The sequence below is a fragment of the Streptomyces sp. NPDC057616 genome (genome assembly GCF_042800575.1).
GTDB lineage: Bacteria > Actinomycetota > Actinomycetes > Streptomycetales > Streptomycetaceae > Streptomyces.
The window spans coordinates 1-23009 of the sequence record NZ_JBHVGU010000010.1; the positions used below are offsets into that span (position 1 = coordinate 1).

At 71.8% G+C, this 23009-nt stretch carries 23 protein-coding genes and 2 pseudogenes; 15 read left to right on the forward strand and 10 right to left on the reverse strand.

Features of this window, described 5'->3' with window-relative positions; translation table 11 throughout:
- The 3 genes and pseudogenes from ACFU97_RS14210 to ACFU97_RS14220 all read right to left on the reverse strand — a co-directional run.
- The coding region (locus tag ACFU97_RS14210) for an ATP-binding cassette domain-containing protein (RefSeq protein ID WP_384255369.1) at positions 1-886 on the reverse strand (886 nt) is incomplete at its 3' end.
- A 167-nt stretch (positions 887-1053) separates the two neighbouring features.
- Positions 1054-1845, reverse strand: a complete 792-nt coding sequence (locus ACFU97_RS14215) for a hypothetical protein (RefSeq protein WP_384255371.1) — start codon at positions 1843-1845, stop codon at positions 1054-1056.
- Between the two features lie 158 nt (positions 1846-2003).
- A pseudogene (locus ACFU97_RS14220) lies at positions 2004-2401 on the reverse strand (flavodoxin family protein); the annotation flags it as partial.
- Between the two features lie 115 nt (positions 2402-2516).
- Here ACFU97_RS14220 and ACFU97_RS14225 point away from each other — a divergent pair.
- Both ACFU97_RS14225 and ACFU97_RS14230 read left to right on the forward strand, forming a co-directional pair.
- Positions 2517-2846: a TfoX/Sxy family protein gene (locus ACFU97_RS14225; protein ID WP_384255373.1), complete on the forward strand. Its 330-nt coding sequence runs from the start codon at positions 2517-2519 to the stop codon at positions 2844-2846.
- Between the two features lie 86 nt (positions 2847-2932).
- On the forward strand, positions 2933-3511 hold the full coding sequence (locus tag ACFU97_RS14230) for a dihydrofolate reductase family protein (protein WP_384255376.1): 579 nt from the start codon (positions 2933-2935) through the stop codon (positions 3509-3511).
- An 18-nt stretch (positions 3512-3529) separates the two neighbouring features.
- Here the strand turns inward: ACFU97_RS14230 and ACFU97_RS14235 are convergent, their stop codons facing one another.
- Positions 3530-4996 (reverse strand): sensor histidine kinase, encoded by a 1467-nt coding sequence (locus ACFU97_RS14235; protein ID WP_384255378.1) that lies wholly within the window; start codon positions 4994-4996, stop codon positions 3530-3532.
- Complete coding sequence (locus ACFU97_RS14240) at positions 4989-5675, reverse strand: response regulator transcription factor (RefSeq protein ID WP_384255381.1); 687 nt, start codon at positions 5673-5675, stop codon at positions 4989-4991. Before ACFU97_RS14240 ends, ACFU97_RS14235 begins: the two co-directional genes overlap by 8 nt.
- 138 nt (positions 5676-5813) lie before the next feature.
- Between ACFU97_RS14240 and ACFU97_RS14245 the strand changes: the two genes are divergently transcribed.
- From ACFU97_RS14245 to ACFU97_RS14265, 5 genes are all read left to right on the forward strand, one after another.
- Positions 5814-6482 carry a PepSY domain-containing protein gene (locus ACFU97_RS14245; RefSeq protein WP_384255383.1) on the forward strand — a complete coding sequence of 223 codons (669 nt, stop codon included), beginning with the start codon at positions 5814-5816 and terminating at the stop codon, positions 6480-6482.
- Positions 6483-6811: 329 nt separating this feature from the next.
- Positions 6812-8677 carry a phosphatidylglycerol lysyltransferase domain-containing protein gene (locus tag ACFU97_RS14250; RefSeq protein WP_384255385.1) on the forward strand — a complete coding sequence of 622 codons (1866 nt, stop codon included), beginning with the start codon at positions 6812-6814 and terminating at the stop codon, positions 8675-8677.
- Between the two features lie 9 nt (positions 8678-8686).
- Positions 8687-9067 (forward strand): BlaI/MecI/CopY family transcriptional regulator, encoded by a 381-nt coding sequence (locus tag ACFU97_RS14255; protein WP_384255388.1) that lies wholly within the window; start codon positions 8687-8689, stop codon positions 9065-9067.
- A gap of 123 nt (positions 9068-9190) precedes the next feature.
- On the forward strand, positions 9191-10201 hold the full coding sequence (locus ACFU97_RS14260; protein WP_384255390.1) for a hypothetical protein: 1011 nt from the start codon (positions 9191-9193) through the stop codon (positions 10199-10201).
- Positions 10176-10742: a GtrA family protein gene (locus tag ACFU97_RS14265; protein WP_384255393.1), complete on the forward strand. Its 567-nt coding sequence runs from the start codon at positions 10176-10178 to the stop codon at positions 10740-10742. Before ACFU97_RS14260 ends, ACFU97_RS14265 begins: the two co-directional genes overlap by 26 nt.
- Here ACFU97_RS14265 and ACFU97_RS14270 read toward each other — a convergent pair.
- Entirely contained in the window at positions 10654-12978 is a 2325-nt protein-coding gene (locus tag ACFU97_RS14270) for a glycoside hydrolase family 95-like protein (RefSeq protein ID WP_384255395.1), read from the reverse strand. The two genes, ACFU97_RS14265 and ACFU97_RS14270, sit on opposite strands and share 89 nt — an antisense overlap.
- A 218-nt stretch (positions 12979-13196) precedes the next feature.
- Between ACFU97_RS14270 and ACFU97_RS14275 the strand changes: the two genes are divergently transcribed.
- Together ACFU97_RS14275 and ACFU97_RS14280 are read left to right on the forward strand one after the other, a co-directional pair.
- The gene (locus ACFU97_RS14275) at positions 13197-13670 is read left to right on the forward strand and encodes a carboxymuconolactone decarboxylase family protein (protein ID WP_384255398.1); all 474 of its coding nucleotides are present in this window, start codon (positions 13197-13199) and stop codon (positions 13668-13670) included.
- 142 nt (positions 13671-13812) lie between these two features.
- Positions 13813-14709, forward strand: coding sequence for an RNA polymerase sigma-70 factor (locus ACFU97_RS14280; RefSeq protein WP_384255400.1), 897 nt, complete (start codon positions 13813-13815; stop codon positions 14707-14709).
- 146 nt (positions 14710-14855) lie between these two features.
- Here ACFU97_RS14280 and ACFU97_RS14285 read toward each other — a convergent pair.
- Positions 14856-14939: pseudogene (locus ACFU97_RS14285) on the reverse strand (chemotaxis protein CheB); the annotation flags it as partial.
- Between the two features lie 177 nt (positions 14940-15116).
- On the opposite strand from ACFU97_RS14285, the gene ACFU97_RS14290 reads away from it, so the two are divergent.
- The 3 genes from ACFU97_RS14290 to ACFU97_RS14300 are packed head-to-tail and all read left to right on the forward strand — an operon-like array spanning position 15117 to position 16199.
- The gene (locus ACFU97_RS14290) at positions 15117-15479 is read left to right on the forward strand and encodes a DUF2089 domain-containing protein (protein WP_384255402.1); all 363 of its coding nucleotides are present in this window, start codon (positions 15117-15119) and stop codon (positions 15477-15479) included.
- A complete protein-coding gene (locus tag ACFU97_RS14295) occupies positions 15479-15736 on the forward strand; it encodes a hypothetical protein (RefSeq protein ID WP_384255404.1) in 258 nt (85 codons plus the stop codon). The genes ACFU97_RS14290 and ACFU97_RS14295 overlap by 1 nt, the downstream gene beginning before the upstream one ends.
- A gap of 31 nt (positions 15737-15767) precedes the next feature.
- Complete coding sequence (locus tag ACFU97_RS14300) at positions 15768-16199, forward strand: hypothetical protein (RefSeq protein ID WP_384255406.1); 432 nt, start codon at positions 15768-15770, stop codon at positions 16197-16199.
- A 30-nt stretch (positions 16200-16229) separates the two neighbouring features.
- Here ACFU97_RS14300 and ACFU97_RS14305 read toward each other — a convergent pair whose 3' ends face one another.
- Positions 16230-16931, reverse strand: a complete 702-nt coding sequence (locus ACFU97_RS14305; protein ID WP_384255409.1) for a TetR/AcrR family transcriptional regulator — start codon at positions 16929-16931, stop codon at positions 16230-16232.
- A 117-nt stretch (positions 16932-17048) separates the two neighbouring features.
- Between ACFU97_RS14305 and ACFU97_RS14310 the strand changes: the two genes are divergently transcribed.
- The 3 genes from ACFU97_RS14310 (at position 17049) to ACFU97_RS14320 (ending at position 20901) form a co-directional block, all read left to right on the forward strand.
- Positions 17049-18185, forward strand: coding sequence for an FAD-dependent oxidoreductase (locus tag ACFU97_RS14310; protein WP_384255411.1), 1137 nt, complete (start codon positions 17049-17051; stop codon positions 18183-18185).
- 181 nt (positions 18186-18366) lie between these two features.
- Positions 18367-20067: an FAD-binding protein gene (locus ACFU97_RS14315; RefSeq protein ID WP_384255965.1), complete on the forward strand. Its 1701-nt coding sequence runs from the start codon at positions 18367-18369 to the stop codon at positions 20065-20067.
- Between the two features lie 87 nt (positions 20068-20154).
- On the forward strand, positions 20155-20901 hold the full coding sequence (locus ACFU97_RS14320; protein WP_384255413.1) for an SDR family oxidoreductase: 747 nt from the start codon (positions 20155-20157) through the stop codon (positions 20899-20901).
- Between the two features lie 55 nt (positions 20902-20956).
- On the opposite strand, the gene ACFU97_RS14325 is transcribed toward ACFU97_RS14320, so the two are convergent.
- Both ACFU97_RS14325 and ACFU97_RS14330 read right to left on the reverse strand, forming a co-directional pair.
- The gene (locus ACFU97_RS14325; RefSeq protein ID WP_384255416.1) at positions 20957-22519 is read right to left on the reverse strand and encodes a cytochrome bc complex cytochrome b subunit; all 1563 of its coding nucleotides are present in this window, start codon (positions 22517-22519) and stop codon (positions 20957-20959) included.
- Positions 22520-22688: 169 nt separating this feature from the next.
- Positions 22689-22973: a WhiB family transcriptional regulator gene (locus ACFU97_RS14330; protein ID WP_384255418.1), complete on the reverse strand. Its 285-nt coding sequence runs from the start codon at positions 22971-22973 to the stop codon at positions 22689-22691.
- Positions 22974-23009 lie beyond the last annotated feature (36 nt).

Here is a 23009-nt window from a genome sequence, read left to right on the forward strand (position 1 = left end):
CGGCATCCCTGGTCAGCTCCATGAACGCCTCCTCCAGCGACACCGATCGCGCGGTCAGCTCGAACAGCGGGATCCCGTGCTCGGCGGCCTTCAGCCCGATCTGGCGGGCGGTCAGACCGGTCACGTGCAGCTCCTCGGAGCCGATACGGCCGGTGATGTCGACGCCGGGCCCGGCCAGGACGTCGCGCAGCCGCGCCGGGTCCTCGGTGGCGACCGTGACCGTGTCGCCGCCGGCCTCGCGGACGAGGTCGCCCACGGTCGTGTCGGCCAGCAGCCGCCCGCGGCCCACGACGATCAGGTGGTCCGCGACCAGGGCCATCTCGCTCATCAGGTGCGAGGAGACGAACACCGTGCGGCCCTCGTCGGCGAGCGCCTTGAGCAGGTTGCGGATCCAGAGCACGCCCTCGGGGTCCAGCCCGTTGACCGGCTCGTCCAGCATCACCGTCTGCGGATCGCCCAGGAGCGCCGCCGCGATGCCCAGCCGCTGGCCCATGCCGAGGGAGAAGGCACCGGCGCGCTTCCCGGCCACGCTGCCCAGTCCGGCGAGCTCGATGACCTCGTCGACCCGGCGGCGCGGAATGCCGTGGGTGAGCGCCAGGGCCCTGAGGTGGTGGTAGGCCGAGCGGCCCGGGTGGACCGACTTGGCCTCCAGGAGGGCGCCGACCTCCTGCAGAGGTGCGCGGTGGCGGGCGTAGTGCTGTCCGTTCACGGTGACGGAGCCGCTCGTCGGGGCGTCCAGGCCGACGATCATGCGCATGGTCGTGGACTTGCCGGCGCCGTTGGGCCCCAGGAATCCGGTCACCGTGCCGGGCTTCACCTCGAAGTCCAGCCCGTCCACGGCGGTCTTCTCGCCGTACCTCTTGGTCAACTGCCGTGCGTCGATCATGCGCGCTCTTCCTGTCGGCCTGCGGCGTCGGTCGCCTGCGGCGCCTCACGACCACGCTAAGAGCCGGATCACCCCGAAACCGTGGTACCGGGAGGCTGGATTGCGCCGGGCGGGTGGTACCGCGGTACTACGCGCGGCTCCCCCCACGGGGCGCGGGTGCCGGCGGGTCACGCCGGGGCGTCGTGCTGGACGTCCTTGCGGGAGACGGCCAGGTGGCCGACGAAGCCGAGGATGGCCACGGTCCAGGACAGCGTGACCGGTCCCAGGCCCAGGGCGAGCCCGCCCCGGCCGTGCCCGACGGCCATCCAGTCGGCGACGGAGGCGCCGAGCGGGCGGGTGATGACGTACGCCGCCCAGAACGCGGTCACCGCGTTCAGGCTCCCCCAGCGGTGGGCGACGGCCGGGACGGCGATCGCGGCGGCGTACAGGACGGCGGAGCCCAGGTAGCCCAGGCCGATCGTCGCGGTGAGGTCACCGGCGGCGGTGCCCAGCGCGAACGTGGCCAGGACGGCGGCCCAGTAGAAGGCCTCACGGCGCCGCGTGTGGATGCTGTGGATGGACAGGGTGCCCTCGCTGCGGTGCCAGAGGACGAAGACGGCGGCGAGCGCGGCGAGGAAGAAGGGGGTGGACAGGGTGTACGGCACGCCGAGGCCGACGTGCAGGACGTCCGCGGCCATCGTGCCGAACACGCTGACCATCACGATCGCCGTCCAGTAGATCCAGGCGACGTAGCGCCGGACGGCGAACTGCACCGCCAGGGCGGCCGCCAGCGCGATGCCGCCCAGACCGACCGCCGGGACGGGGCCGAGCAGATGGGCCAGGAAGTCGGAGGCCGTCTCGCCCATCCCGGTCGTCAGCACCTTGATGATCCAGAAGTAGACGGTCACCTCCGGCACCTTGCTCGCCGCGTGTCGTACGTGGCGCATGGGTCGGTCGTGCGTGAGGTGATCTGTCGTCATGCGGGGCACCATGACACGGCGCCCGGTGATCACCCCAGACCCCTTTGCCATTGTTTTGGCGCTTCTGGAGACCGAGTTGGCCGAGGCCGCGGCGGGCCTGAACACAACCTGAACACCGAGGCCTACGGGCTGGTCAGAGGCGTGCGGCGGGTGTTAGGGGCGGTGTTGCCGTTGGTGAAGCCGTTCTCCGGGCCGCCCGATCCGGTGTCCAGGTACGAGGGGCCGGGGCCGGCCTGCCCGATCCAGCCGGCGTCCGCCTGCGGCGGGATGGTGTGGCCGAGGTGCTGGAGGCTGTAGAGGATGTTCATCGCGCGGTGCTTCACGCCGTCCGGGCAACGGCATGGGCGGCCACACCGACCGAGCTGTTGTCGCCCCGCCAGATCGGCCCCGCCAGCACCAGGCGGTCCGCGGCCATCACCTGCTCGTACAGCGCGGGCCACTCGTCCGTCGCGAAGCCGTGCTCGGTCATGTCGGGGTAGACGCCGGGCGCGAGGTCGTGGTCGACGGCGCGGGTCTCGGACACACTGACCCCCTGCGACATCATGATCGCCGCGCTCGTCATTCCGACCGATGTCGCGCGTCACGTCGCGGCCGCTGCGATCCTGGCCCTACGGCGGTCGAGCCGCTCCGGCCGGGCGGGCGACGGCGCCGGGAAGGAGGCGAGGCGTCCGATGGCGTACGACGAAGGGCTTGCCGAGCGGGTGCGGGAACGGTTGCGTGCCGATCCCGGGATCGGTGAGAAGCGCATGTTCGGGGGCATCGCCTTCCTGTACCGCGGCAACATGGCCGTCGGCGTCACCGGCGACGACCTCATGGTCCGGGTCGGACCGGATGCCACGGACGCCGCACTGGCCCGGCCGGGCGCGCGGCTCTTCGACATGACGGGCCGGCCGATGCGCGGCTGGGTCGTGGTGGCGGGCTCCGCCGTCGCGGAGGACGAGGCGCTCGGCGAGTGGATCGACGAGGGGCACGCGTTCGCGGCGGGTCTGCCGCCCAAGTAGCGCGGCCGCCGGGACGCCGCGATGACTTTCTTGGAGGGCCCCGGTCTGCACCTGTGACACGTGACCTCACACGCGAGGAGATCATCATGACCGCCACCTACACGTTCGACGTCTTCTGCAGCCTCGACGGCTTCGGCGCCGCCGGCGGCGACTGGACCGGCTACTGGGGCAAGCAGGGCCCCGAACTCCTCGACCACCGGCTCTCGTTGTACCGCGAGAAGCAACGGATGGTCTTCGGGGCCAACACCTACCGCGAGTTCGCGCAGATGCTGGCGTCCAGCACCGAGGAGTCCGAGGTGCGCGACCCCTGGGTCACCCGGATGAGGAACATGCCGGCCACGGTGGTGTCGTCCACCCTGGAAGGCAAGCTCGACTGGCCGGACGCGACCGTCGCCCGGGGCGACGCCGTCGACGTCGTCGCGCGGCTCAAGGAGGAGTCGGACGTGCCGCTGCGCTCGCACGGCAGCCTGTCGATGAACCGCGCGCTGATGGCCGCCGGCCTGGTCGACCGCGTCCAGGTGACGCTCTTCCCGGTCATCACCGGCGAGACCGGGCTCGACCCGATCTTCCGGGACGCGCCCGACTTCGACCTCGAACTGCTCGAGACCCGCACCCTCGACGGCCGCACCCAGGAACTCGTGTACCGGCCCACCCTGCACGGCTGAGTCCGGTCGCGCGGGAGTTCAGGCGAGGCGGGGGAACACGGCCCGGAAGACCGCTCCACCGCCCGGCTCCTGACCGAGCGTCAGCGTGCCGCCGTGGCGTTCCACGACGTCGCGGGCGATGGCCAGGCCGAGGCCGGCGCCGCCGTCGTAGCGGGTACGGGCCTCGTCGAGGCGGACGAAGCGCTCGAAGACGCGCTCACGGTCGGCCTCGGGGACGCCGGGCCCGTCGTCGTCGACGGTGAGCACGGCGTCGGCACCCTCGGCGCGCAGAGCGACGCCGACCGTGGAGGTGGCGTGCCGCTGGGCGTTGTCGAGGAGGTTGGCCAGCACTCGGGCCAACTGACCGCGGCTGCCCGCCACTTGGAAGTCCCCCTCGTCGAGGGTGGCGTTCGGGGTGATGTGGTCCGTGGCGGCGCGCTCGGCGATCTCGTCGCGGACGAGCGCCGCGAGGTCGACGCGGCCCTCCGCGGGGCGCTCCCCCGCGTCGAGACGGGCCAGCAGGAGCAGGTCGGCCGCCAAGTGCTGCAGCCGGACCACGTCCTGGAGCACGTCCTCGACGTCCAGCAGGCCGGGGTGCGCGAGCGCCACTTCGAGCTGGGTGCGCAACGAGGCGATGGGGCTGCGCAGTTCGTGGGAGGCGTCCGCGACGAAGCGGTGCTGCCGCGCCACGGACTGCTCCAGCGCGGTCAGCGTCTCGTTGGTGGTGGCGGCGAGCCGGGCGATCTCGTCGTGCGAGTCGGGCCGCGGCACACGGCGGGACAGGTCGCCGCTGGCCGTGATCTCGGCCATCTCGGCGCGGATGCCCTCCACCGGGCGCAGCGCCCGCCGGGTGACCAGCCAGGTCACCCCCGCCACCACGACGAGCAGGAACGGCAGCCCGATCAGCATGGCCTGGCCGACCTGGTCGAGGGTGGCCTGTTCGTCCCGGAGGGAGGTGCCGGCGTAGACGGTGTAGGTGCGGCCGTCGTAGGTCGTGCCCTGCACGGCGGCGAAGCGGTAGTCGTAGGTCTCGTCGCCGAGCCGGACCGCGAATGTCTCGCGGTCCACGTCCGTGCCCACCTTGCCCCTGGCCGGGGTGCTGTCGTCGTCGTCGCTGTCGTCGTCGCCGTGGCCGCCGCCGTGGTCGTCGCCGCCGCGCGACCCCGTGCTCGACGCGTCGGCCTCGGGAGCGGGCGCGTAGTTCGTGAGACGGCCGCGATCCTCCAGTTCGTCCCCGGCGGCCAGCACCTTGCCCGCGGAGTCGACGACCTGGACGAGCCGGTCCTCGTCGTCGGGCAGATCCAGGGAGCCGAAGTTCCCGTTGATCGCGGCCTGGGAGCCCGCCACCGTGCGGGCGGTGACCTCGGACTCCAGGCCCGCCCGGTCGGTGAGGTTGTGGCGCAGTACGGCGATCAGGGCGAGGCCCGCGACGACGAGGGCGACGGCGACCACCACCGTCGCGGCGAGCGCGGCGCGGGACCGTACGGAGGCGAACGGCCTACGCATGGCGGCCGCCGTCGGCCTCCAGCCGGTACCCGGCGCCGCGCACGGTGGTGATGGAGCGCCGCCCGAAGGGCACGTCGAGCTTGCGGCGCAGGGCGCTGACGTAGACCTCGACGATGTTCGGGTCGCCGTCGTAGGCGAAGTCCCAGACGTGGGCGAGGATCTCGGCCTTGGACACCACCTGGCCCGCGTGCAGGGTGAGATGTTCCAGGACCGCGAACTCCTTGGCGGTGAGCGGGACTTCCGTGCCCGCGCGCTCCACGCGCCGGGCCCCTGGCTCGACGGTCAGGTCGCCGATCCGCAGCACCTGCGCGCCGGCGCGGGTGCGGCGGCGCAGCAGGGCGCGGATGCGGGCCTGCAGGACGACGTAGGAGAAGGGCTTGGTGAGGTAGTCGTCCGCGCCGGTGTCCAGCCCCTCGGCCTCGTCCCACTCGCCGTCCTTCGCGGTGAGCATGAGGATCGGCGTCTCGTCGCCGGCCGCGCGCAGTTGGGCGCAGACGCGGTAGCCGTTCAGGCCGGGCAGCATGATGTCCAGGACGATCAGGTCGTAGTCCTGCTCCCGCGCCAGGTGCAGGCCGCTCACGCCGTCGTGGGCGACGTCGACGGCGAAGCCCTCGGCGGACAGGCCCCGGGCGAGGGCGGTGGCGAGGCGTTGTTCGTCCTCGACGATCAGCAGGCGCATACGCACAGCGTCGCAGACCCTTCCTGAACTGATCTTCAGGAAGCTTCAGCGTGGCTTCAGGGTGGTCCGCGCAGGGTTGTTTCCCGTCGGGCCGATCACCGTCGGCCTCCGTGACCCGAGAGGAAGGGACCACCCACCATGAAGGTTCTCCAGCGCCCTCCGACCGGCCGGCGCCGCACCGCCGCCGCCGTGCTCGCGACCGCCGTGCTGCTCGGCGGCGCGGGCGCCGCCACCGCCGTCCCCGTCGCCGACGACGGGGACGACGACGGCGCCCGGACGAGCGCCGGCTACGACCGGGAGAGGCGCGACGACCACGGCCGCGACGACGCGTACGACGACTCCGACGACGGCCGGGCCCGCGCCGCGAGCACCGGGACCGGCCTGAAGCAGGCGGCCGAGGCGGCCGTGAAGTCGGTTGCGGGCACGGTCACTTCGGCCGAGTTCGAGGAGGAGCACGGCAGGGCCGTATGGAAGGTCGACGTGCTCGACGCCGCAGGCACCGAGCACGACGTCACCGTGAACGCCGACGGGAAGGTCGTCGCCCGCAGCACTGACCAGGACGACGGCGACGACGCCGCCAGGGTGAAGCTCGACCGGACCGGCCTCGGCCGGGCGGTGGACGCCGCCCTCGGCAGGAGCGCGGGCACCGCGACCTCCGCCGAGCTCGACGACCACGGCCGCGCCGTCGCCTGGCAGGTCGACGTCACCGACGCCCGGGGCACCGAGCACGAGGTCACCGTCGACGCCCGGTCCGGGCAGGTCACGGCCACCACGGTCGACCGGGACGACGACCGTCACGAGGACTGAGTCACCGTCCCCGTTCCGGGTACCCGCGGGATGGTCGCCACCCGCCCCCTCCACCCCTACAACGTGTAGGGTTCTCTGTGCCCCGCAAGGCGTGGGGTGGGGCGGGTGGTGAGCACACGGGAGCAAGCATGGACAGAGCGCCGTACGCCCTCCCCGGCCGGCCGCCGCATCGCGTACGGTGAGCCACCCCACCTCGGGCATCGCGGACCTACGGCCGGCGCCTTCCACGGACTGCGCCACGCCGGAGGCCCGGCACGCGGCCACCCACCGCGCGCCCCGTCCCCACCCGTCCCGCACCCACCGCTCATTCCCCAAGGTGACCGCCAGTCATGTCCGTCCAGCAGCAGTCGGCACCGGTCCCCCGCCGGCGCACCGCTCCCGAACAACCGTCCGCCCCGTCCCAACTGCGCGCCCGGGCAGCCTCGTTCACCGTCTGGTACCTGCGGCTCATCGCCCTGGTCAACATCGTGGCGGTCATGTCGGTGCCGTTCCGCCGCGAGGTCGCGGAGCACAACACCGGCCGGATCTACGCCTCGCACACCGCCCACCGGTTCCACGCGCACCACGCGGGTGAGTACTTCACGCCGTACCTGGCCACGGCCGGCCTGGTCTCGGCGGCGCTCGCGATCTTCCTGTCGCTCGTGATGCGGCGCGGGAAGCGGGCCGCCTGGGTGGTCAACATGGCGCTGGCCGGGCCGCTGTTCGTGCTCTACGCCGTCGCCCTCACCCAGGACCCCTACCGCGCACACCTCTTCAACTGGGTCTCCGCCCTGCTCACCGGCCTGTTCGTGGCCGCCCTGATGATCGGGCGGCGGAACTTCGAAGCGGTCGGGGACCCGTCCAACCCGAAGCTGGCGCTCGCCGTCGGCGCGGGCGGCCTCGTGGTGAGCGGCACGATCGGCACGCTGCTCGTCGGCGCGACCAACACGCTGCAGGGCGCCACCCTGTTCGACAAGGTCGCGTACACGCTGCTGCGCGGCATCAGCGTCGGACCGCTCGCCGACCGGGTGTCGGCCGTGCACGCGCCGCGCTGGGTGGACGTAGTGATCAACCTCATGATGGCGGCGGGCTTCTGCCTGGTCCTCTACGCCGGCTTCCGCTCGCCCCGCGGCCGCGAACTGCTCGGCGAGGACGACGAGAAGCGGCTGCGCGCGCTGCTCGACCGGCACGGCGAGCGCGACTCCCTCGGCTACTTCGCGCTCCGCCGCGACAAGGCCGCCCTCTTCTCCCCCACCGGCAAGGCCGCCGTCACCTACCGCGTCGTCGGCGGCGTCAGCCTCGCCTCCGGCGACCCGATCGGCGATCCCGAGGCCTGGCCCGGTGCCATCGACGCCTGGCTCGCCGAGGCCCGGCGGCACGCCTGGACTCCCGCCGTGATGGGCGCGAGCGAGGAGGGCGGCACGGTCTACGGCCGGCACGGCCTGGACGCCCTGGAACTGGGCGACGAAGCCATCGTGGACGTCGCCGACTTCACCCTCGACGGGCGCGCCATGCGCGTCGTGCGGCAGGCCCACAACCGGGTGCGGCGGGCCGGGTACACCGTGCGCATCCGCCGCCACGCGGACATTCCCGACGACGAGATGGCCACGCTGATCGACCGGGCCGACGACTGGCGCGACGGCGCGACCGAGCGCGGGTTCTCCATGGCGCTCGGCCGGCTCGGCGACCCGGGCGACGGGCGCTGCGTGACGCTGGAGTGCCGGGACGCCGAGGACCGGCCGCGGGCGCTGCTGAGCTTCGTGCCGTGGGGCGAGCGCGGGCTGTCCCTGGACCTGATGCGCCGCGACCGGGCCTGCGAGAACGGCCTGATGGAATTCATGGTCGTGGAACTCCTGCTGCACGCGAAGGAGTTGGACGTACAGCGGGTGTCCCTGAACTTCGCCATGTTCCGGGCCGTCTTCGAGCGCGGCGCCCGGCTCGGCGCCGGGCCCGTGCTGCGGCTGTGGCGCTCGATCCTCACCTTCTTCTCCCGCTGGTGGCAGATCGAGTCCCTCTACCGCGCCAACGCCAAGTACCGGCCCGTGTGGGAGCCCCGTTATCTGCTGTTCGCCAAGAGCGCCGACATCCCGCGCATCGGTCTGGCCAGCGCCCGCGCCGAGGGCTTCCTGACCCCGCCGCGCCTGCCCCGGCTGGTGAACCGCCGCGCCCCGCAGGCGGCGGCGCCGGGCGGGGCCCACGAACCCTCCGCACCGTAGGGTTTCGGCATGGCAGGCACATCTCCCCGTGGCGGTGGGGAACGGCGCAGCGCCGGCGCGCTGGAGAGCGAGGTCCTCGCCGCGCTCTGGGCGACCGAGGACGCGCTGTCCCCGGCCGAGATCCAGGACCGGCTCGGCGGCGACCTGGCGTACAACACCGTGCACACCATCCTCAAGCGCCTGTACGACAAGGGGCTGGTGCTGCGGGACGTCGACGGGCGGCGTGGCGCGTACCGCCCGGCGAAGAACGCCGCCGAAGTGACGGCCGACGCCATGCGCCGGGCCCTGGACCGCGGGCCCGACCCGATCGCCGCGCTGCAGCAGTTCGTCAGCGAGCTGACCCCGCAGGAGGAGCAGGCGCTGCGTGACCTGCTCGACGAGGAGCCGTAGGGGGCCGGGCTCAGGCACCACCGGCGCCCTGCACCTCTACCCGACACGACGTAGGGTTGAGGAAGGGAGCCACGGGCGTCCCGGCCCGGACTCCACGTGTCAGCGGCCGAGGGGAACGGGCCGATGGGTGACTTCGGACAGCAGGCGTCGCGGCTCGGACGCCGGACCGTACTGCTGGCGGCGAGCGGCCTGGCGCTCGGCGCCGCGGGCTGCTCCACGTCCCACCCGCACCCCGCCGCCTCGCGCACCCGGAGCACGCAGGCGCCGGGACGGCAGCCGTCCGCGGGCACCAGCACACCGCCCGCCTTCCCGAGCGCCGTGGCCTGGCGCCCGAGCCCCGCAGACGTCGACCCGCAGGTCAAGCTCCGCGCGGTCCGGCTCGTCGAGGCACTCGGCAGCTGGCCGGCCGGGGATCACGGCATGGCCGCGGCCCGGCGCCGGGTGTCCACCCTCGGGCTCGATCCGGGACTCGCCGACTCTGCGAAACCGCTGCTCGCCACCGCCGACGAGGCCGTGCTGCGGGTGGTGGACGCGCAGTACGGCGGCATCCTCGCCGACACGGGCAGCGTGCTGGTGGTCTGCCGGCAGTGGACCCGCCGCGGAGGCACTGTCACCGCGGGCGGCACCACCGTGGACGTGCGCCTCAGCCGCGCCCGGCCGCGGTGGACGGTTACCGCCCTGCACCCGGCCGCCCCCGGCCCGGCGCTCCCGTCCCTGCCCGCCGCCGCGCACAAGGTGCTGGACGACGCGCGGATCGGGCTGCCGCCGGCCGCACGGGCCGATGTGCGCAGCGGGCACATCCACCCCTCCGTCCTGAGGGCGCTGCTGGATCTGGCGGGCACGTACCGGATGACCGTGAGCGTGCTCCGCTCGGGGCACCCGCTGTACGTCTTCGGCACCTCCCGCCGCAGCGACCATCCGCGCGGCCGGGCGTTCGACGTCTGGCAGATCGACGGCCGGTCCGTGGTCGATCCGGCCACCCCGCGCCGTCTGGTCGAGTCGTTCATGCGGGACGCGGCGGCGGCCGGCTCCTACAATGTCGGCGGCCCGGTACTGCTGAGCGGCCGGACCCCGGGCCAGTTCTTCAGCGACCCCACCCACCACGATCATGTCCACGTCGGCTTCCTCGCCTGACCGGCCGCCGGGCGAACCCCCGCGTCGCGCCCGCCGCGCGCTGACGGGCGAGATCGTGCGGTTCGCCGCGGTGGGCGGCCTCGGCGTGGTGGTGAACTTCGCGGTGTTCAACCTGTGCCGCGCGCTCACCCCGCTGCCCGTGGTGCGGTGCAGCGTCATCGGCACCGTCGTGGCCCTGCTCGTCAACTACGTGGGCTTTCGCTACTTCGCCTACCGCGACCGCGACAAGCGCCGGCCGGCCCGTGAGTTCACGCTGTTCATCGTCTTCAGCATCGTCGGCCTGGTCATCGAGAACGGCGTGCTGTACGCGGCCACGTACTGGTTCGGCTGGGACAGCGCCGTCCAGAACAACCTGTTTAAGGCGGTGGGCCTCGCGATCGCCACCGGCTTCCGCTTCGCGGTGTACCGCACCTGGGTGTTCCGGCCGCGGGACCCCGAGGGCGCACCCGGACTCAGCCCAGGGGCAGCCCCCAGCGGGGCTCATCCGCGTTCGGCCGTACCGGCGCCACGATCGGGTCAGGACGATCGCCCCTGGCTGTGATCAGCGCCGACTCCCCCTTCGCCAGGGCGACTTGAATCGCTCCGTCGCCCGCGTCGGAGTGGTCGAGGAGGCGGCCTCGGCGGTCGCGTACGTCGACCGGTCCCGGGATGCCGTGGCGTACGACGCAGGGGGCGCCCGCCTCGCTGACGAGGCGCACCCAGCGGGTGGCGCCGGCCTCGCGGTGGGCGCTCAGCAGGAAGGCGCCCTGGGTGCGGAAGCCGTGGACGGTGAGGTCGGCCCAGGCCGCGGGGAGCGCGGGGAAGACGCGGACGACGCCGCCCCAGGACTGGCAGATCATGTCGTGCAGGGACTGGGCCGCCGACAGGGGTGTCTCGATGACCGGGCCGGACTCCAGGTACATGGTGTTGGGCTTGATGAAGCGGGTCATCAGCTCGCCGAGGTAGTGCAGCGCGTCCTCGCCCTTGCCGAGCAGGGCCGACATCGAGGCGGCGCCGGTGAAGGTGTAGCCCTGCAGCGCGCCCTCGAAGCCGACCCAGTGGGCGAGGGACTTCTCGATGAGGGCGCGTTCGTCCGGGGTGCGGCCGGTGATCTCGTACAGCGGGTAGACGGCGAGCAGGTGCGAGTAGTGGCGGTGGGACTTCGCGAAGGGGATGTCCGCGCCGATCATGAAGCCGTTGGCGTCCGTCGGGTACGGCACCCGCCTGGCGAGGACCTCCCGCCAGCGGGGTGCCGACTCGTCGTCGACGCCCAGGAGTTCGGCGGACTCGAGGAGGGTGCGGCAGCCCCAGGTCAGGAGCATCAGGTCGTAGTTGCAGTCGCGGGAGTCGCCGCCGTACTCGGGGGAGAAGGTGGCGGGCAGGTGGAGTCTGCCGTCGGGGCCGGGTTCGAGGAAGTGCAGGTAGTAGGCGATCGCCTTGCGCAGCAGGGGGAAGAGGACGTCGCGGAGGAGCGTGATGTCCATGGTGTGGCGGTAGCTGAGCCAGACGTTGTGCAACGCCCAGGTGAGGTTGCCGACTTCGGGGGTCGGCGGGTCCTGGCCGGGGATGCCGACGCCGTAGCCCATGAGGGAACTGGCCGCGCCGTTGACCAGTTGGGGGTCGGTGGTGCGGGGGATGCCGAGCGAGTCGGCCCGGTAGGGCTGTGCGACCTCGGCGGCGAGGTTGTCCCGGAACTCGCTCAACGCCCTGGTGATCGCGTCGAGTTCCAGGTGGTTGGAGCCGTGGATCAGCCAGTACTCCAGCTGGGCGTTGAGGTTCCACCAGGTGTTGGGCCACGGGGTGGGTTCCAGCCAGGGGCCGCTGGTGGCCATGACGGGGGCGTCGCGCCGGGCGGCGGAGGCGGCCTTGTAGAGCTGGATCCAGTAGAAGCGCTGGATCCGGGCGTCGGGCACGGAGAGGAAGCTCTTGCGGTAGTACGCGTGCCACCAGGCGCGGTGGGGCACGGCCAGGGCGGCGTAGGGCAGCCGAGCCGCGTCGCGGACGGCCTTGAGGGCCCGGGCGAGGGCCGTGGTGTGCGGGTACGAGTGGGCCACGTGCACATACAGCGTGCGCGTCGCTCCTCCGGTGCGCTCCCGCCACGCGGTGACGTGCTGCCCGCCGGCCAGCAGTGGCTGTACGGCCGCGCTCACGCCGTTGTGATCGGTGACCTCGGCGGGCGGGTTGCCCCGGTAGCCGTCGGGCAGGTCCTTGAACGCCGCCCGCGGGCTGATCGCGTCCGCCGCGTGGAACACCCAGCGGAATCCGCGCTCGCCGTGGCTCGGGGTGACCTCCACGGCGAGGAGGGAGCGATCGTTGTGGACCAGGGCGCGCAGGGCCAGCGTGCCCCGGTCGGTGGTGAGCGTGCCGGTCAACTCGGCGTCGTGCAGCGACAGTCGCCAGTCGACACCCGTGATCGCGCCCACCGGCTCCAGCGTGAAGTACCCGATCGGCAACCGGGCGAGACCGAAGAGGGAGCCGAACTCGGGCCGGTGGTCCTGCACTTCGGAGTGCTGGACGTTGAAGCGCACGGCCGTCGAGGCGGCGCCCGGCTCGGCGTAGATGCCGGAGCCGAGGAGGCCGTTGCCGAGGAACGGGCCCTCGTACCAGGCCGCCGGCATCTTCTGCCACACCATGTCGGCGTCGTCGAGGACGATGCGCCAGGGGTCGCCGGGCGGCGAACCGGCCGCCGTCCGGTCGGCGGCGTCCGCCGGGGAGGCCGTCGGGCCGGCGGTCAGCAGCGTGCCGCCCAGGGCGGATCCGGTGGCGAGGACGGTACGTCTGGACGGGTGGTCGGGCACGGTACCTCCAGGCAGGCTCAGCGATTCATCGGAGCTATCCCGGGTTGCAACCTAGGGATGAGGTAGAAGTGCGTCAACAGGGCGTGACAGGTCCGATCTATCGAAGGCCGTCTGAGCACAGCGCGACGCGGTGACACAGGTCACCTCCAGCGACCTGTCACAGACCGCCGGGCCACCTGGTCAAGAGTGCGTATCCGCATCACGGCTAGGAGATCACCGTGGAATCACGTCTCAACTTCTTCACCCACCCCCTCGCGGGCAAGGTGCTGCGGCACATCAACTCCGCCAACAAGGTGGTGGCCGACTCGACCCTGCCGCTCGCCACGCAGGAGCTGGTGAAGATCCGCGCGAGCCAGATCAACGGCTGCGGCTTCTGCACCGACATGCACACCAAGGACGCCACGGCCGCCGGTGAGACCCAGCAGCGCCTCAACCTCGTCGCGGCCTGGCGGGAGGCCACGGTGTTCACCGAGGCCGAGCGCGCCGCGCTGGAGCTGGCCGAGCAGGGCACGCGTATCGCGGACGCGGCCGGCGGCGTCCCGGACGAGGTCTGGGAGAACGCCGCCAAGCACTTCGACGAGGACCAACTCGCCGCGCTGGTGGGCCTTATCGCGATCATCAACGCCTACAACCGTGTGAACGTCATCATCCAGCAGCCCGCCGGGGACTACCAGCCCGGCATGTTCGGCTAGTCCGCGCGCCCTTGCCGGTTCGGGGCCCACGTGCTCGACGTGGGCCCCGGAAGGTCGCGCGCGGGCCGAGGTGGCACGCGGCGCCGACCTTCACGGCCGTGGGGCGGCTTGTAGCATGGTGATCCACTTCTGGAGGACTCACATGCGCGCCGGAGAAGACCCAGACTCCCTCGATCAGGCGACGAGGGAGTTCATGGCCGCGCGGCCGCAGCTCTTCGGCATCGCCTACCGCGTACTGGGCAGCGCCACGGAGGCCGAGGACATCGTCCAGGAGGCGTGGCTGCGCTGGCAGCGGACGGACCGCACGGAGATCCAGGACCCGACCGCCTTCCTGGCCACGGTCACGTCCCGGCTGGCGATCAACCTCGCCCAGTCCGCGCGGAAGCGGCACGAGACGTACACCGGGCCCTGGCTGCCCGAGCCGGTCGACACCAGCAAGGATCCGCAGCTGGGCGCGGAGCGCGCGGAGGCGCTCGACATGGCGGTGCTGTTCCTCCTGGAGAAGCTGAACCCCGTCGAGCGCGCCGCCTACGTCCTCCGCGAGGCCTTCGACTACCCGTACCGGCAGATCGCCGAGATGCTGGAGACGAGCGAGGCCAACACGCGGCAGCTGGTCAGCCGGGCACGCAAGCATCTGGCGAAGGAACGCAAGGAGCCCGTCAGCCCCGAGGCGCACCGGCGGCTGCTGGAGGTGTTCCTCGCCGCCGCACAGACCGGCGACCTGTCGGTCCTGGAGGACGTGCTCACCGCGGACGTGGTCAGCTACACCGACGGCGGAGGCATCCGCGGGGCGACCAGGATCCCGGTCGTCGGGCGCCTGCACGTCTCGAAGTACCTCGCCGCCTTCGCGCCGCGCTTCTGGCCGCAGGCCGAGGTCCGCTGGGTCGAGGCGAACGGCTGGCCGGCCGTCCTGGTCACGTCCGGCGGCAAGGCGGTGGCCCTGCTCAACATGGAGGCGTCGGAGCACGGCATCGAACGCCTCATGTGGGTCATGAACCCGGCCAAGCTGGCGCCGTACGTGGCCTCGCTGGACGACTGAGACGCACCCGCTCTTCCACGGCGAAGGGTGCACAGAAGGCCGGTGATGGTGGGGGAATGGCGTCGAGCGGTGCGACGTAGTCCACGGCCCGTGCCGGCGGCGGCCTTGGGCATGCCCTCGAACTGGGCCGTCCCGGGGTCCTGCTCGATGACCGTGCCTCCGTGGTCCTTGACCGCTTCCACACCCCGGGCGCCGTCGCTGTCCGTGCCGGTGAGCACGCAACCGATGACTCCGGGCCCGTACTCCTGCGCCGCCGACTCGAAGAGCGGATCGGCTGCCCGGCGGGCGAGGCGATGTGGACGGTCCCCGCCTGAAGATTGAAAAAATTAAGCTGGCCGTGATGTGACCTTAAAAAAATCAAAGTACAAATAAATGACGGGCAGTCGCCGGACGTAAGGGAGCCGAGGGTGGACTGGCAGGAACTGACGGACCTGACGCACGGCCGGCCGTTCGTCGTGGAGCGCGTCCGCCTCGCCGACAGCGGCGTGGCGATCGAGGGGCAGTTCGAGCCACCGCAGCTCGCTCAACTCGGCATCGAGGACCAGGTGTTCGTCGCGGCGTTCGTACGGTCGCACGGTTCGATCAAGGAGATGGAGCGGGTCTTCGGGGTGAGCTATCCGACGGTCAAGGCCCGTCTGAAGCGGATCGCCGTGCAGCTCGACTTCGTCGACATCGAACCGGCGGCCCCGGGCGCCGATGTCGTCGACCGCCTGCGGCGCGGGGAGATCAGCGCCCAGGAGGCGCTGGCCGAACTGGAGAACTCCCGTTGATGCCGCAGCTGGTGACGGTGCGCCGCCGCCGTCCCGACGGCCGCCGGCGACGCCTGTACGTACCCGTCGTGCCGGTACTGCTGGTGCTGTCCCCGCTGTTGCTGCTCGCGGCACTGGCGGGCCTGGTCGCGTGCCGGGTCTTCGGGGTGAGTCCGGCGGGCGCGCTGCGCGGCACCGGGCAGCTGCTGTGGGCGCTGCCCGGCACCCGGTTCGAGCTGGAGTACGACCGCAAGGCCGTACTGGTCAGCGTCAGATGAGTCACCGCGGTTCGAAGCAGAAGGAGCAGCAATGAACGAGCAGCGCCGTCAGATCCTGGAGATGCTCGCCGAGGGCAAGGTCACCACGGACGAGGCCGAGCGGCTCATCGACGCCCTCGAACGGCAACGGCCCGAGGCGGCGCCGGGAGCGGCGTCCCGCGCGAGGACCCGGCCCAAGTACCTGCGCCTCATGGTGCTGTCGGGCGAGACCACCGAGGGCGACGGGCCGAGCCGGGTCGACGTCCAGATCCCGCTCCAGCTCCTGCGTGCCGGTGTCCGGCTCGCCGGCCTCATCCCTCCGCAGGCACTCACCAAGGTGAACGCGGAGCTGGCCAGGTCGGGCGTGCCGATCGACCTCACCGAGCTCAAGCCGCAGCAGCTGGAGGAACTCGTCGACCACCTCGACGACGTCACCGTGAACGTCGAGGAACCCGATGCCAAGGTGATGGTGTTCTGCGAGTGACTCCGTCGCGGGTGGCGCCGCGACGGCGCGTCAGCGAGCCGCCATCCCCGCGAGGACGAGATCGATCCCGGCGAGGAACTGCTCACGGTCGTCGTGCCCCCGCATCCGGTGCGCGACGGGGCGGGTGAACGGGTAGGCGTCGGGGTCGAGTTGCTCCCATTGCGCCGACACGTCGTCGAGGAACCGGGCACGGTCGACGCCGGGTCCGAGCGCGCGGCCGCTCTCGGTGTTGACCGCGTTCTGGCCGGCGGCGCCGAGGATGTAGTGGACCAGCACCGAGGTCGCGGTGAACCAGCCGTCCTCGGACACGCCGAGCGCGCCGACCTGCCGCCCGATCCCTTCGAAGATGCGCGGTGCCACCGGCCCGCCGGGGCTGCGGGACAACTGCAGCGCCAACTGCGTCGCCAGCCATGGGTGCGCCTCGATCGCGTCGTACAGCCCGAGCGCGACGGCGCGGACCCCGTCCCGCGGCGAACCCGCCGACCGCGGCGAGGACACATCGGCGGACACCGCCTCCGCCACGACCGCGTCCGTCGCCGCTGCCAGTAGCTCGCCCTTGTTGGCCACGTGCCAGTAGATCGCCCCGGCGCCGGTGGAGAGGCGCTCGGTCAGGGCGCGGAAGGTCAGCCCGCTCTCGCCCGCCGTGTCGAGCAGTTCGACGGCGGCCTCGACGATGCGCTCACGCGAAAGCGCCTCTGTGCGCCGCGGTGACCGGCGCGCCCGTGGTGTCATGCGGCCATTTTGACATGACTGGAATGACGTTCCAAGATGGGGACAGGAAAATGGAATGACGTTCCAGAGTGGGCGGCCCCACTGGTCCGGGCGGCCTCGGCACCGAAGGAGTCCACCATGAACACCGCACCCGTCACGATCATCGGCGCCGGACTCGGCGGCCTCACCCTCGCCCGTGTCCTGCACATCCACGGCATACCCGTCACGGTCCACGAGGCGGAGGCCTCGCCGACCGCGCGCACGCAGGGCGGCATGCTCGACATCCATGAGCACACCGGACAGCCCGCGCTCCAGGCCGCCGGGCTGACCGAGGAGTTCCGCGGCCTCGTCCTGGAGGGCCGGCAGGCCACACGGATCCTCGGCCGGGACGGCACCGTCCTGTTCGACGAGCCCGACGACGGCACGGGCGGACGTCCCGAGGTGCAGCGCGGCGAGCTGCGCCGCGTCCTGCTCGACTCGCTCCCGGCCGGCACCGTCCGCTGGGGGCACAAGGTCAGCTCCGTCCGCCGCCTCGGCGAGGGCCGGCACGAGGTGGCCTTCGCCGACGGCACCACCGCCGCCACCGGCCTGCTGGTCGGCGCGGACGGCGCCTGGTCACGGGTCCGGCCGCTGCTCTCCGACGCCACGCCCGAGTACATCGGCAGGTCGTTCGTCGAGACCTGTCTGTTCGACGCCGACACCCGGCACCCCGCCGCCGCCAAGGCGGTCGGCGGCGGATCGCTGTTCGCGCCCGCGCCGGGCAAGGGCATCCAGGCCCACCGGGAGAGCGGCGGGACCCTGCACACCTACGTGGCGCTCTCGAAGCCGCACGACTGGTTCGCCGCCGTCGACTTCTCCGACCCCGCCGCGGCGGCCGCGCGGATCACGGCGGAGTTCGACGGCTGGGCCCCGGAGCTCACCGCGCTGATCACCGACAGCGACACCGCGCCGGTGCTGCGCCCCCTCAACGCCCTCCCGGTGACGCACCGTTGGGACCGGGTGCCGGGTCTGACCCTGCTCGGCGACGCCGCCCACCTCGCGGCACCGAACGGCGAGGGCGCCAACCTCGCCATGTACGACGGTGCCGAACTGGGCCGCGCCCTTGCCGCGCACCCGGACGACGTGGAGGCCGCACTCACCGCGTACGAGCAGGCCCTGTTCCCGCGCAGCGCCACGGCCGCCGCCGACGGCGACGAGCTTCACGAGCTCCTCTTCGGAGACGAGGCGCCGCACAGCCTGGTTGCCATGTTCGCCGGGGACCCGCGGACCGCCTGAGCCGGCCGTCGTCCCACGTCGTCCCCGGCTCCCGGCCGGCGTACCGCCGCGGGTGCGCGGTGGCGGCAGCCGCGGGAGAATGTCACAGACGCCCCGCTTGCCCGGTCGTACTGATGGAAGTGCACGACAACCTTGGCAACCGGAGACGACCGTGGCTCTCACCGAACAACGTCTTTCGACCATGGTGCTGGTGATCGGCACCGGAGGAGCGGGCCTGCGGGCGGCGATCGAACTGGCCGAGGCCGGGGTCGACGTGCTCGCGGTCGGCAAGCGTCCCAAGGAGGACGCCCACACGGCCCTTGCCGCCGGCGGCATCAACGCCGCGCTGGCCACCATGGACCCCGAGGACAGCTGGCAGCAGCACGCGGCGGACACGCTCAAGGAGAGCTATCTGCTGGCCGACCCCCGGACCGTGGAGATCGTCACCCAGGGCGCCGCCCGCGGCATCGACGATCTGGAGCGGTACGGCATGGCCTTCGCCCGCGAGGAGGACGGCCGGATCTCCCAGCGCTTCTTCGGGGCGCACAAGTTCCGGCGGACCGCGTTCGCCGGTGACTACACCGGCCTGGAGATCCAGCGCACCCTCGTCCGCCGGGTGGAGCAGCTCGACATCCCCGTACTGGAAGGGGTGTACATCACGCGGCTGCTGGTGCACGAGGGCGCCGCCTTCGGCGCGTACGGCTTCGACCTGACCAACGGCAGGCGCTACCTGATCCACGCCGACGCCGTCATCCTGGCCGCGGGCGGCCATACGCGGATCTGGCGGCGCACCTCCTCGCGGCGCGACGAGAACACCGGCGACTCCTTCCGCCTGGCGGTGGAGGCCGGGGCCCGGCTCCGGGACGCGGAGCTGGTGCAGTTCCACCCGTCCGGGATCATCGAGCCGGAGAACGCGGCCGGCACCCTGGTCAGCGAGGCCGCGCGCGGCGAGGGCGGGATCCTGCGCAACGCGCTCGGCGAACGGTTCATGACGCGCTACGACCCCGAGCGCATGGAACTGTCCACGCGTGACCGGGTGGCCCTGGCCTCCTACACGGAGATCAAGGAAGGGCGCGGGACGCCCAAGGGCGGCGTATGGCTCGACGTCTCCCACCTGCCCCGGCAGACGATCATGACGCGGCTCCCCCGCGTGTACCAGACCATGCTGGACCTGCAGATGCTGGACATCACCCGCGAGCCGGTCGAGATCGCGCCCACGGCGCACTACTCGATGGGCGGAGTGTGGGTGCGGCCCGAGGACCACAGCACCGACGTGCGCGGCCTGTACGCCATCGGCGAGGCCTCCAGCGGGCTGCACGGCGCCAACCGGCTCGGCGGGAACAGCCTCATCGAGCTGCTGGTGTTCGGCCGGATCACGGGCCGGGCGGCCGCCGCGTACTCCGACTCCCTGACCGCGCAGCCCCGGTCGGCGTCGGCGATCGCCGCGGCCCGCGCGCAGGTGGACGACCTGCTCGCGGCCGACGGTGCGGAGAACGTACGCGCCCTGCAGCGCGCCCTGCGCAACACCATGACCGAGCACGCGGGCGTCGTACGCGACGAGGCGGGGCTGCGCGCCGGGCTGACGGAGCTCGCGGCGATCGAGAAGCGGATGGAGGACGTCGGCGTGCACCCGGACATCGCCGGCTATCAGGACCTCGCGCACGCCTTCGACCTCAAGTCCGCCGCCCTGGCGGCCCGGGCCACCCTCGAATCGGCCCTGGAGCGCCGCGAGACGCGGGGCTGCCACAACCGCAGCGACTTCCCGGACCAGGACCCCGCGCTCCGGGTCAATCTCGTGTGGTCGCCGGAAACCGGCGTCACCCGCGAGAGCATCCCGGCCGTTCCGGAGGAGATTTCCGCCCTGATGCAGGAGATCTCGACCGAAGGGAAACTCGCCGAATGATCGCGTCACAGGCAGGGGGGCTGCCCGGTCTCTTCTGGTGCAGAGGTAGTGCAGAGGATCGCTTTGTCCCCCCGAAAGGAACGCGTCATGAAGGTCGTAGTGATCGGTGGCACCGGGCTCATCGGCTCGAAGCTGGTCGAGAAGCTGAAGGAGCACGGGCACGAGGCGGTTCCCGCCTCCCCCAACACCGGCGTGAACACGCTGACGGGTGAGGGCCTGGCCGAGGTGCTGGAGGGGGCACCGGTCGTGGTCGACGTCTCGAACTCCCCGTCCTTCGCGGACGACGCGGTGATGGAGTTCTTCCGCACCTCCACCACCAACCTGCTGAAGGCGGAGGCCGAGGCGGGCGTGCGGCACCACGTGGCGCTGTCCGTGGTCGGCACCGACCGCCTCCAGGGCAGCGGCTACTTCCGCGCCAAGCAGGTCCAGGAGGACCTGATCAAGGCGTCGGACATCCCTTACACGATCGTCCACGCCACCCAGTTCTTCGAGTTCGCGAAGGGGCTGGCCGACGGGGTCACCGAGGGCGACACCGTGCGCCTGCCCGCCGCCAAGATCCAGCCCATGGTCTCCGACGACGTGGCCGCGGCCGTCGGCCGTGCGACGGTCGGCGCCCCGGTGGGCGGCGTGGTGGAGGTCGCCGGTCCGGAGACGTTCGAGCTCGAGGAGTTCATCCGCATGGGGCTGGCCGCCACGAACGACCCCCGCAAGGTCGTCACGGACCCGAACGCCACCTACTGGGGTGCCGAGTTGGCGGACGACACCCTCCTGCCCGGTCCCGGTGCACAGCTCGCCGGCACCAGGTTCGCCGACTGGCTCGCACAGCAGCGGTAAGCGCACGAAGAAGTGGCCCCCGCCGGAAGGCGGGGGCCACTTCCTTGTGTGCGGTTCACGCACCGGCCGGCGGTGTGGGGCCGCCCGCGATCTCCTGGTGCTCCCGCGCGGGCGGCTCGTCGATCGGGACCTCGTCACCGTAGAAGGTGCGGTTCAGCGCGGCACGCAGACGGCGTACGGGGCGGAATCCGCCGTCCGGTCCTCCCCCGTCGGCGGGAGAGCCGGGACCGTCGACCGTGGTGCCGGGAACGATCGGCTTGAAGGTGTCGCGCTGCGTGAGAAGGGCCAACTCCTCCTGGCCGAGCGGCTCGTGCACCTCGACGAACTCGCCGTTCGGCATGCGCTTGACGATGCCGGTCTCGCGGCCGTGCAGCACCTTGTCGCGGTCCTGGCGCTGCAGGCCGAGTGCCCAGCGCCTGGTGAGGACGTAGACGAGGGGAGGTACGACGACGAGGCCGATGCGCACCGCCCAGGTCACCGATTCGACGGCGACATGGAGACGGGTGGCGATGATGTCGTTCGCGGCGCCGATCAGGGCCACCAGGTAGAAGCTGATCCAGGAGACACCGAGTGCCGTGCGTACGAGGCGGTTTCGGGGCCGGTCCAGCAGGTGGTGCTCACGGGTGTCCCCGGTCACCCAGGCTTCGAGGAACGGGTGGACGCCCATGGCGACGAAGACGCCGACGCCCGCGAGCAGCGGGATCAGGTTGTCCAGCGCCAGGGTGTGGCCCCAGAAGGTGAGTTCCCAGCCGGGCATGACCCGCAGCAGGCCGTCGGCGACGCCCATGTACCAGTCGGGCTGGGACCCGGCCGAGACCTGGTCGGCGCGGTAAGGGCCGTACCGCCAGACGGGGTTGATCTGTGCGACCGCGGCGAGCGTGAAGATCACGCCGGCCACGAGGAGGAAGAAGCCCGCGGACTTCACGGCCCGCACCTTCAGCGGCGGGCCCACGACGTTCCGCTCGGTGCGTCCTCGGCCCGGGTACTGCGTGTGCCGGTGGGCCGGCGCCAGGAACAGGTGGGCCAGCAGCAGTCCCACCATCAGGGCGGGGATGATCAGCACGTGGATCGTGTGGAACCGGGCCACCAGATCGGTCCCGGGGAACTCGCCGCCGAAGAGGAACATCGAGAGGTACGTCCCGACGATCGGGATGGAGAGGATCGTGCCGTTCACGACGGCGAGCCCGGTGCCGGACAGCAGGTCGTCGGGCAGGTCGTAGCCGGTCAGGCCGGCGAACATGCCGAGGACCAACAGCAGGAATCCGAGCACCCAGTTGAGCTCGCGGGGTTTGCGGAAGGCGCCCGTGAAGAAGACCCGCATCATGTGCATCAGCAGGGCGGCGACGAAGACCAGCGCGGCCCAGTGATGGGCCTGCCGGATGAGCAGGCCGCCACGGACGTCGAAGGAGATGTGCATCGTCGAGTCGAACGCCTCGGACACCAGCCGGCCGCGCAGCGGTGCGTAACTGCCGTGGTATTCCACCTGGTTCATCGACGGGTGGAAGAACAGCGTCAGATAGACGCCCGTGATGATGACGACGACGAAGCTGTAGAGGCTGATCTCGCCGAGCAGGAACGACCAGTGGTCGGGAAAGGCTTTCCGCGCCTTTCCTCGCATCAGGCTGTGGAGTCCGAGGCGTCCGTCGGCCCAGTCGGCGACCTTTTCGCCCCTCCCCCGTTCCGCTCCGGCCTTTTCCCGGAGGCCGTCATCCTGTGGCCCGACGTCCTGGAGTCCGTCACCCACGGCCCCATCACCACCATTCCGTGAAGTGTCAGAAGTAGTGCGTTCAGGCCGCGGTGGTGACCGGGTCCTGTGTCGGGTGTGCGTCGCGCCGGCTCATCGCCCGGCGTTCGCTCTCCGTGCTGCCGCCCCAGATGCCGTCCACCCGCCCCGCCTTCAGCGCCCAGCGGAGGCACTGCTCGGCGACCGGGCACCGGCCGCTTCTCTGGGGGCTGGTCCTTTGTGGTGGGACGTTGCACCGGAGAGCTATGTTGATCTTCTGAAGATCGTTCTCTGGGGGTGCGGCTCTGTGGCGGGTTGTTGCATCAACCGTCGGATCATGGAGTTGCATTGCGTGCCTTTCCTGTCAGATTGCCCTCTGGCGTGC

Excerpts from the sequence above, each read along its gene's own strand:
- ACFU97_RS14215 (WP_384255371.1), bottom strand. The coding sequence starts at position 1,845 with ATGACGACAGATCACCTCACGCACGACCGACCCATGCGCCACGTACGA.
- ACFU97_RS14225 (WP_384255373.1), top strand. The coding sequence starts at position 2,517 with ATGGCGTACGACGAAGGGCTTGCCGAGCGGGTGCGGGAACGGTTGCGT.
- ACFU97_RS14230 (WP_384255376.1), top strand. The coding sequence starts at position 2,933 with ATGACCGCCACCTACACGTTCGACGTCTTCTGCAGCCTCGACGGCTTC.
- ACFU97_RS14235 (WP_384255378.1), bottom strand. The coding sequence starts at position 4,996 with ATGCGTAGGCCGTTCGCCTCCGTACGGTCCCGCGCCGCGCTCGCCGCG.
- ACFU97_RS14240 (WP_384255381.1), bottom strand. The coding sequence starts at position 5,675 with ATGCGCCTGCTGATCGTCGAGGACGAACAACGCCTCGCCACCGCCCTC.
- ACFU97_RS14245 (WP_384255383.1), top strand. The coding sequence starts at position 5,814 with ATGAAGGTTCTCCAGCGCCCTCCGACCGGCCGGCGCCGCACCGCCGCC.
- ACFU97_RS14250 (WP_384255385.1), top strand. The coding sequence starts at position 6,812 with ATGTCCGTCCAGCAGCAGTCGGCACCGGTCCCCCGCCGGCGCACCGCT.
- ACFU97_RS14255 (WP_384255388.1), top strand. The coding sequence starts at position 8,687 with ATGGCAGGCACATCTCCCCGTGGCGGTGGGGAACGGCGCAGCGCCGGC.
- ACFU97_RS14260 (WP_384255390.1), top strand. The coding sequence starts at position 9,191 with ATGGGTGACTTCGGACAGCAGGCGTCGCGGCTCGGACGCCGGACCGTA.
- ACFU97_RS14265 (WP_384255393.1), top strand. The coding sequence starts at position 10,176 with ATGTCCACGTCGGCTTCCTCGCCTGACCGGCCGCCGGGCGAACCCCCG.
- ACFU97_RS14280 (WP_384255400.1), top strand. The coding sequence starts at position 13,813 with ATGCGCGCCGGAGAAGACCCAGACTCCCTCGATCAGGCGACGAGGGAG.
- ACFU97_RS14295 (WP_384255404.1), top strand. The coding sequence starts at position 15,479 with ATGCCGCAGCTGGTGACGGTGCGCCGCCGCCGTCCCGACGGCCGCCGG.
- ACFU97_RS14300 (WP_384255406.1), top strand. The coding sequence starts at position 15,768 with ATGAACGAGCAGCGCCGTCAGATCCTGGAGATGCTCGCCGAGGGCAAG.
- ACFU97_RS14305 (WP_384255409.1), bottom strand. The coding sequence starts at position 16,931 with ATGACACCACGGGCGCGCCGGTCACCGCGGCGCACAGAGGCGCTTTCG.
- ACFU97_RS14310 (WP_384255411.1), top strand. The coding sequence starts at position 17,049 with ATGAACACCGCACCCGTCACGATCATCGGCGCCGGACTCGGCGGCCTC.
- ACFU97_RS14315 (WP_384255965.1), top strand. The coding sequence starts at position 18,367 with ATGGTGCTGGTGATCGGCACCGGAGGAGCGGGCCTGCGGGCGGCGATC.
- ACFU97_RS14320 (WP_384255413.1), top strand. The coding sequence starts at position 20,155 with ATGAAGGTCGTAGTGATCGGTGGCACCGGGCTCATCGGCTCGAAGCTG.
- ACFU97_RS14325 (WP_384255416.1), bottom strand. The coding sequence starts at position 22,519 with ATGCGAGGAAAGGCGCGGAAAGCCTTTCCCGACCACTGGTCGTTCCTG.
- ACFU97_RS14330 (WP_384255418.1), bottom strand. The coding sequence starts at position 22,973 with ATGCAACTCCATGATCCGACGGTTGATGCAACAACCCGCCACAGAGCC.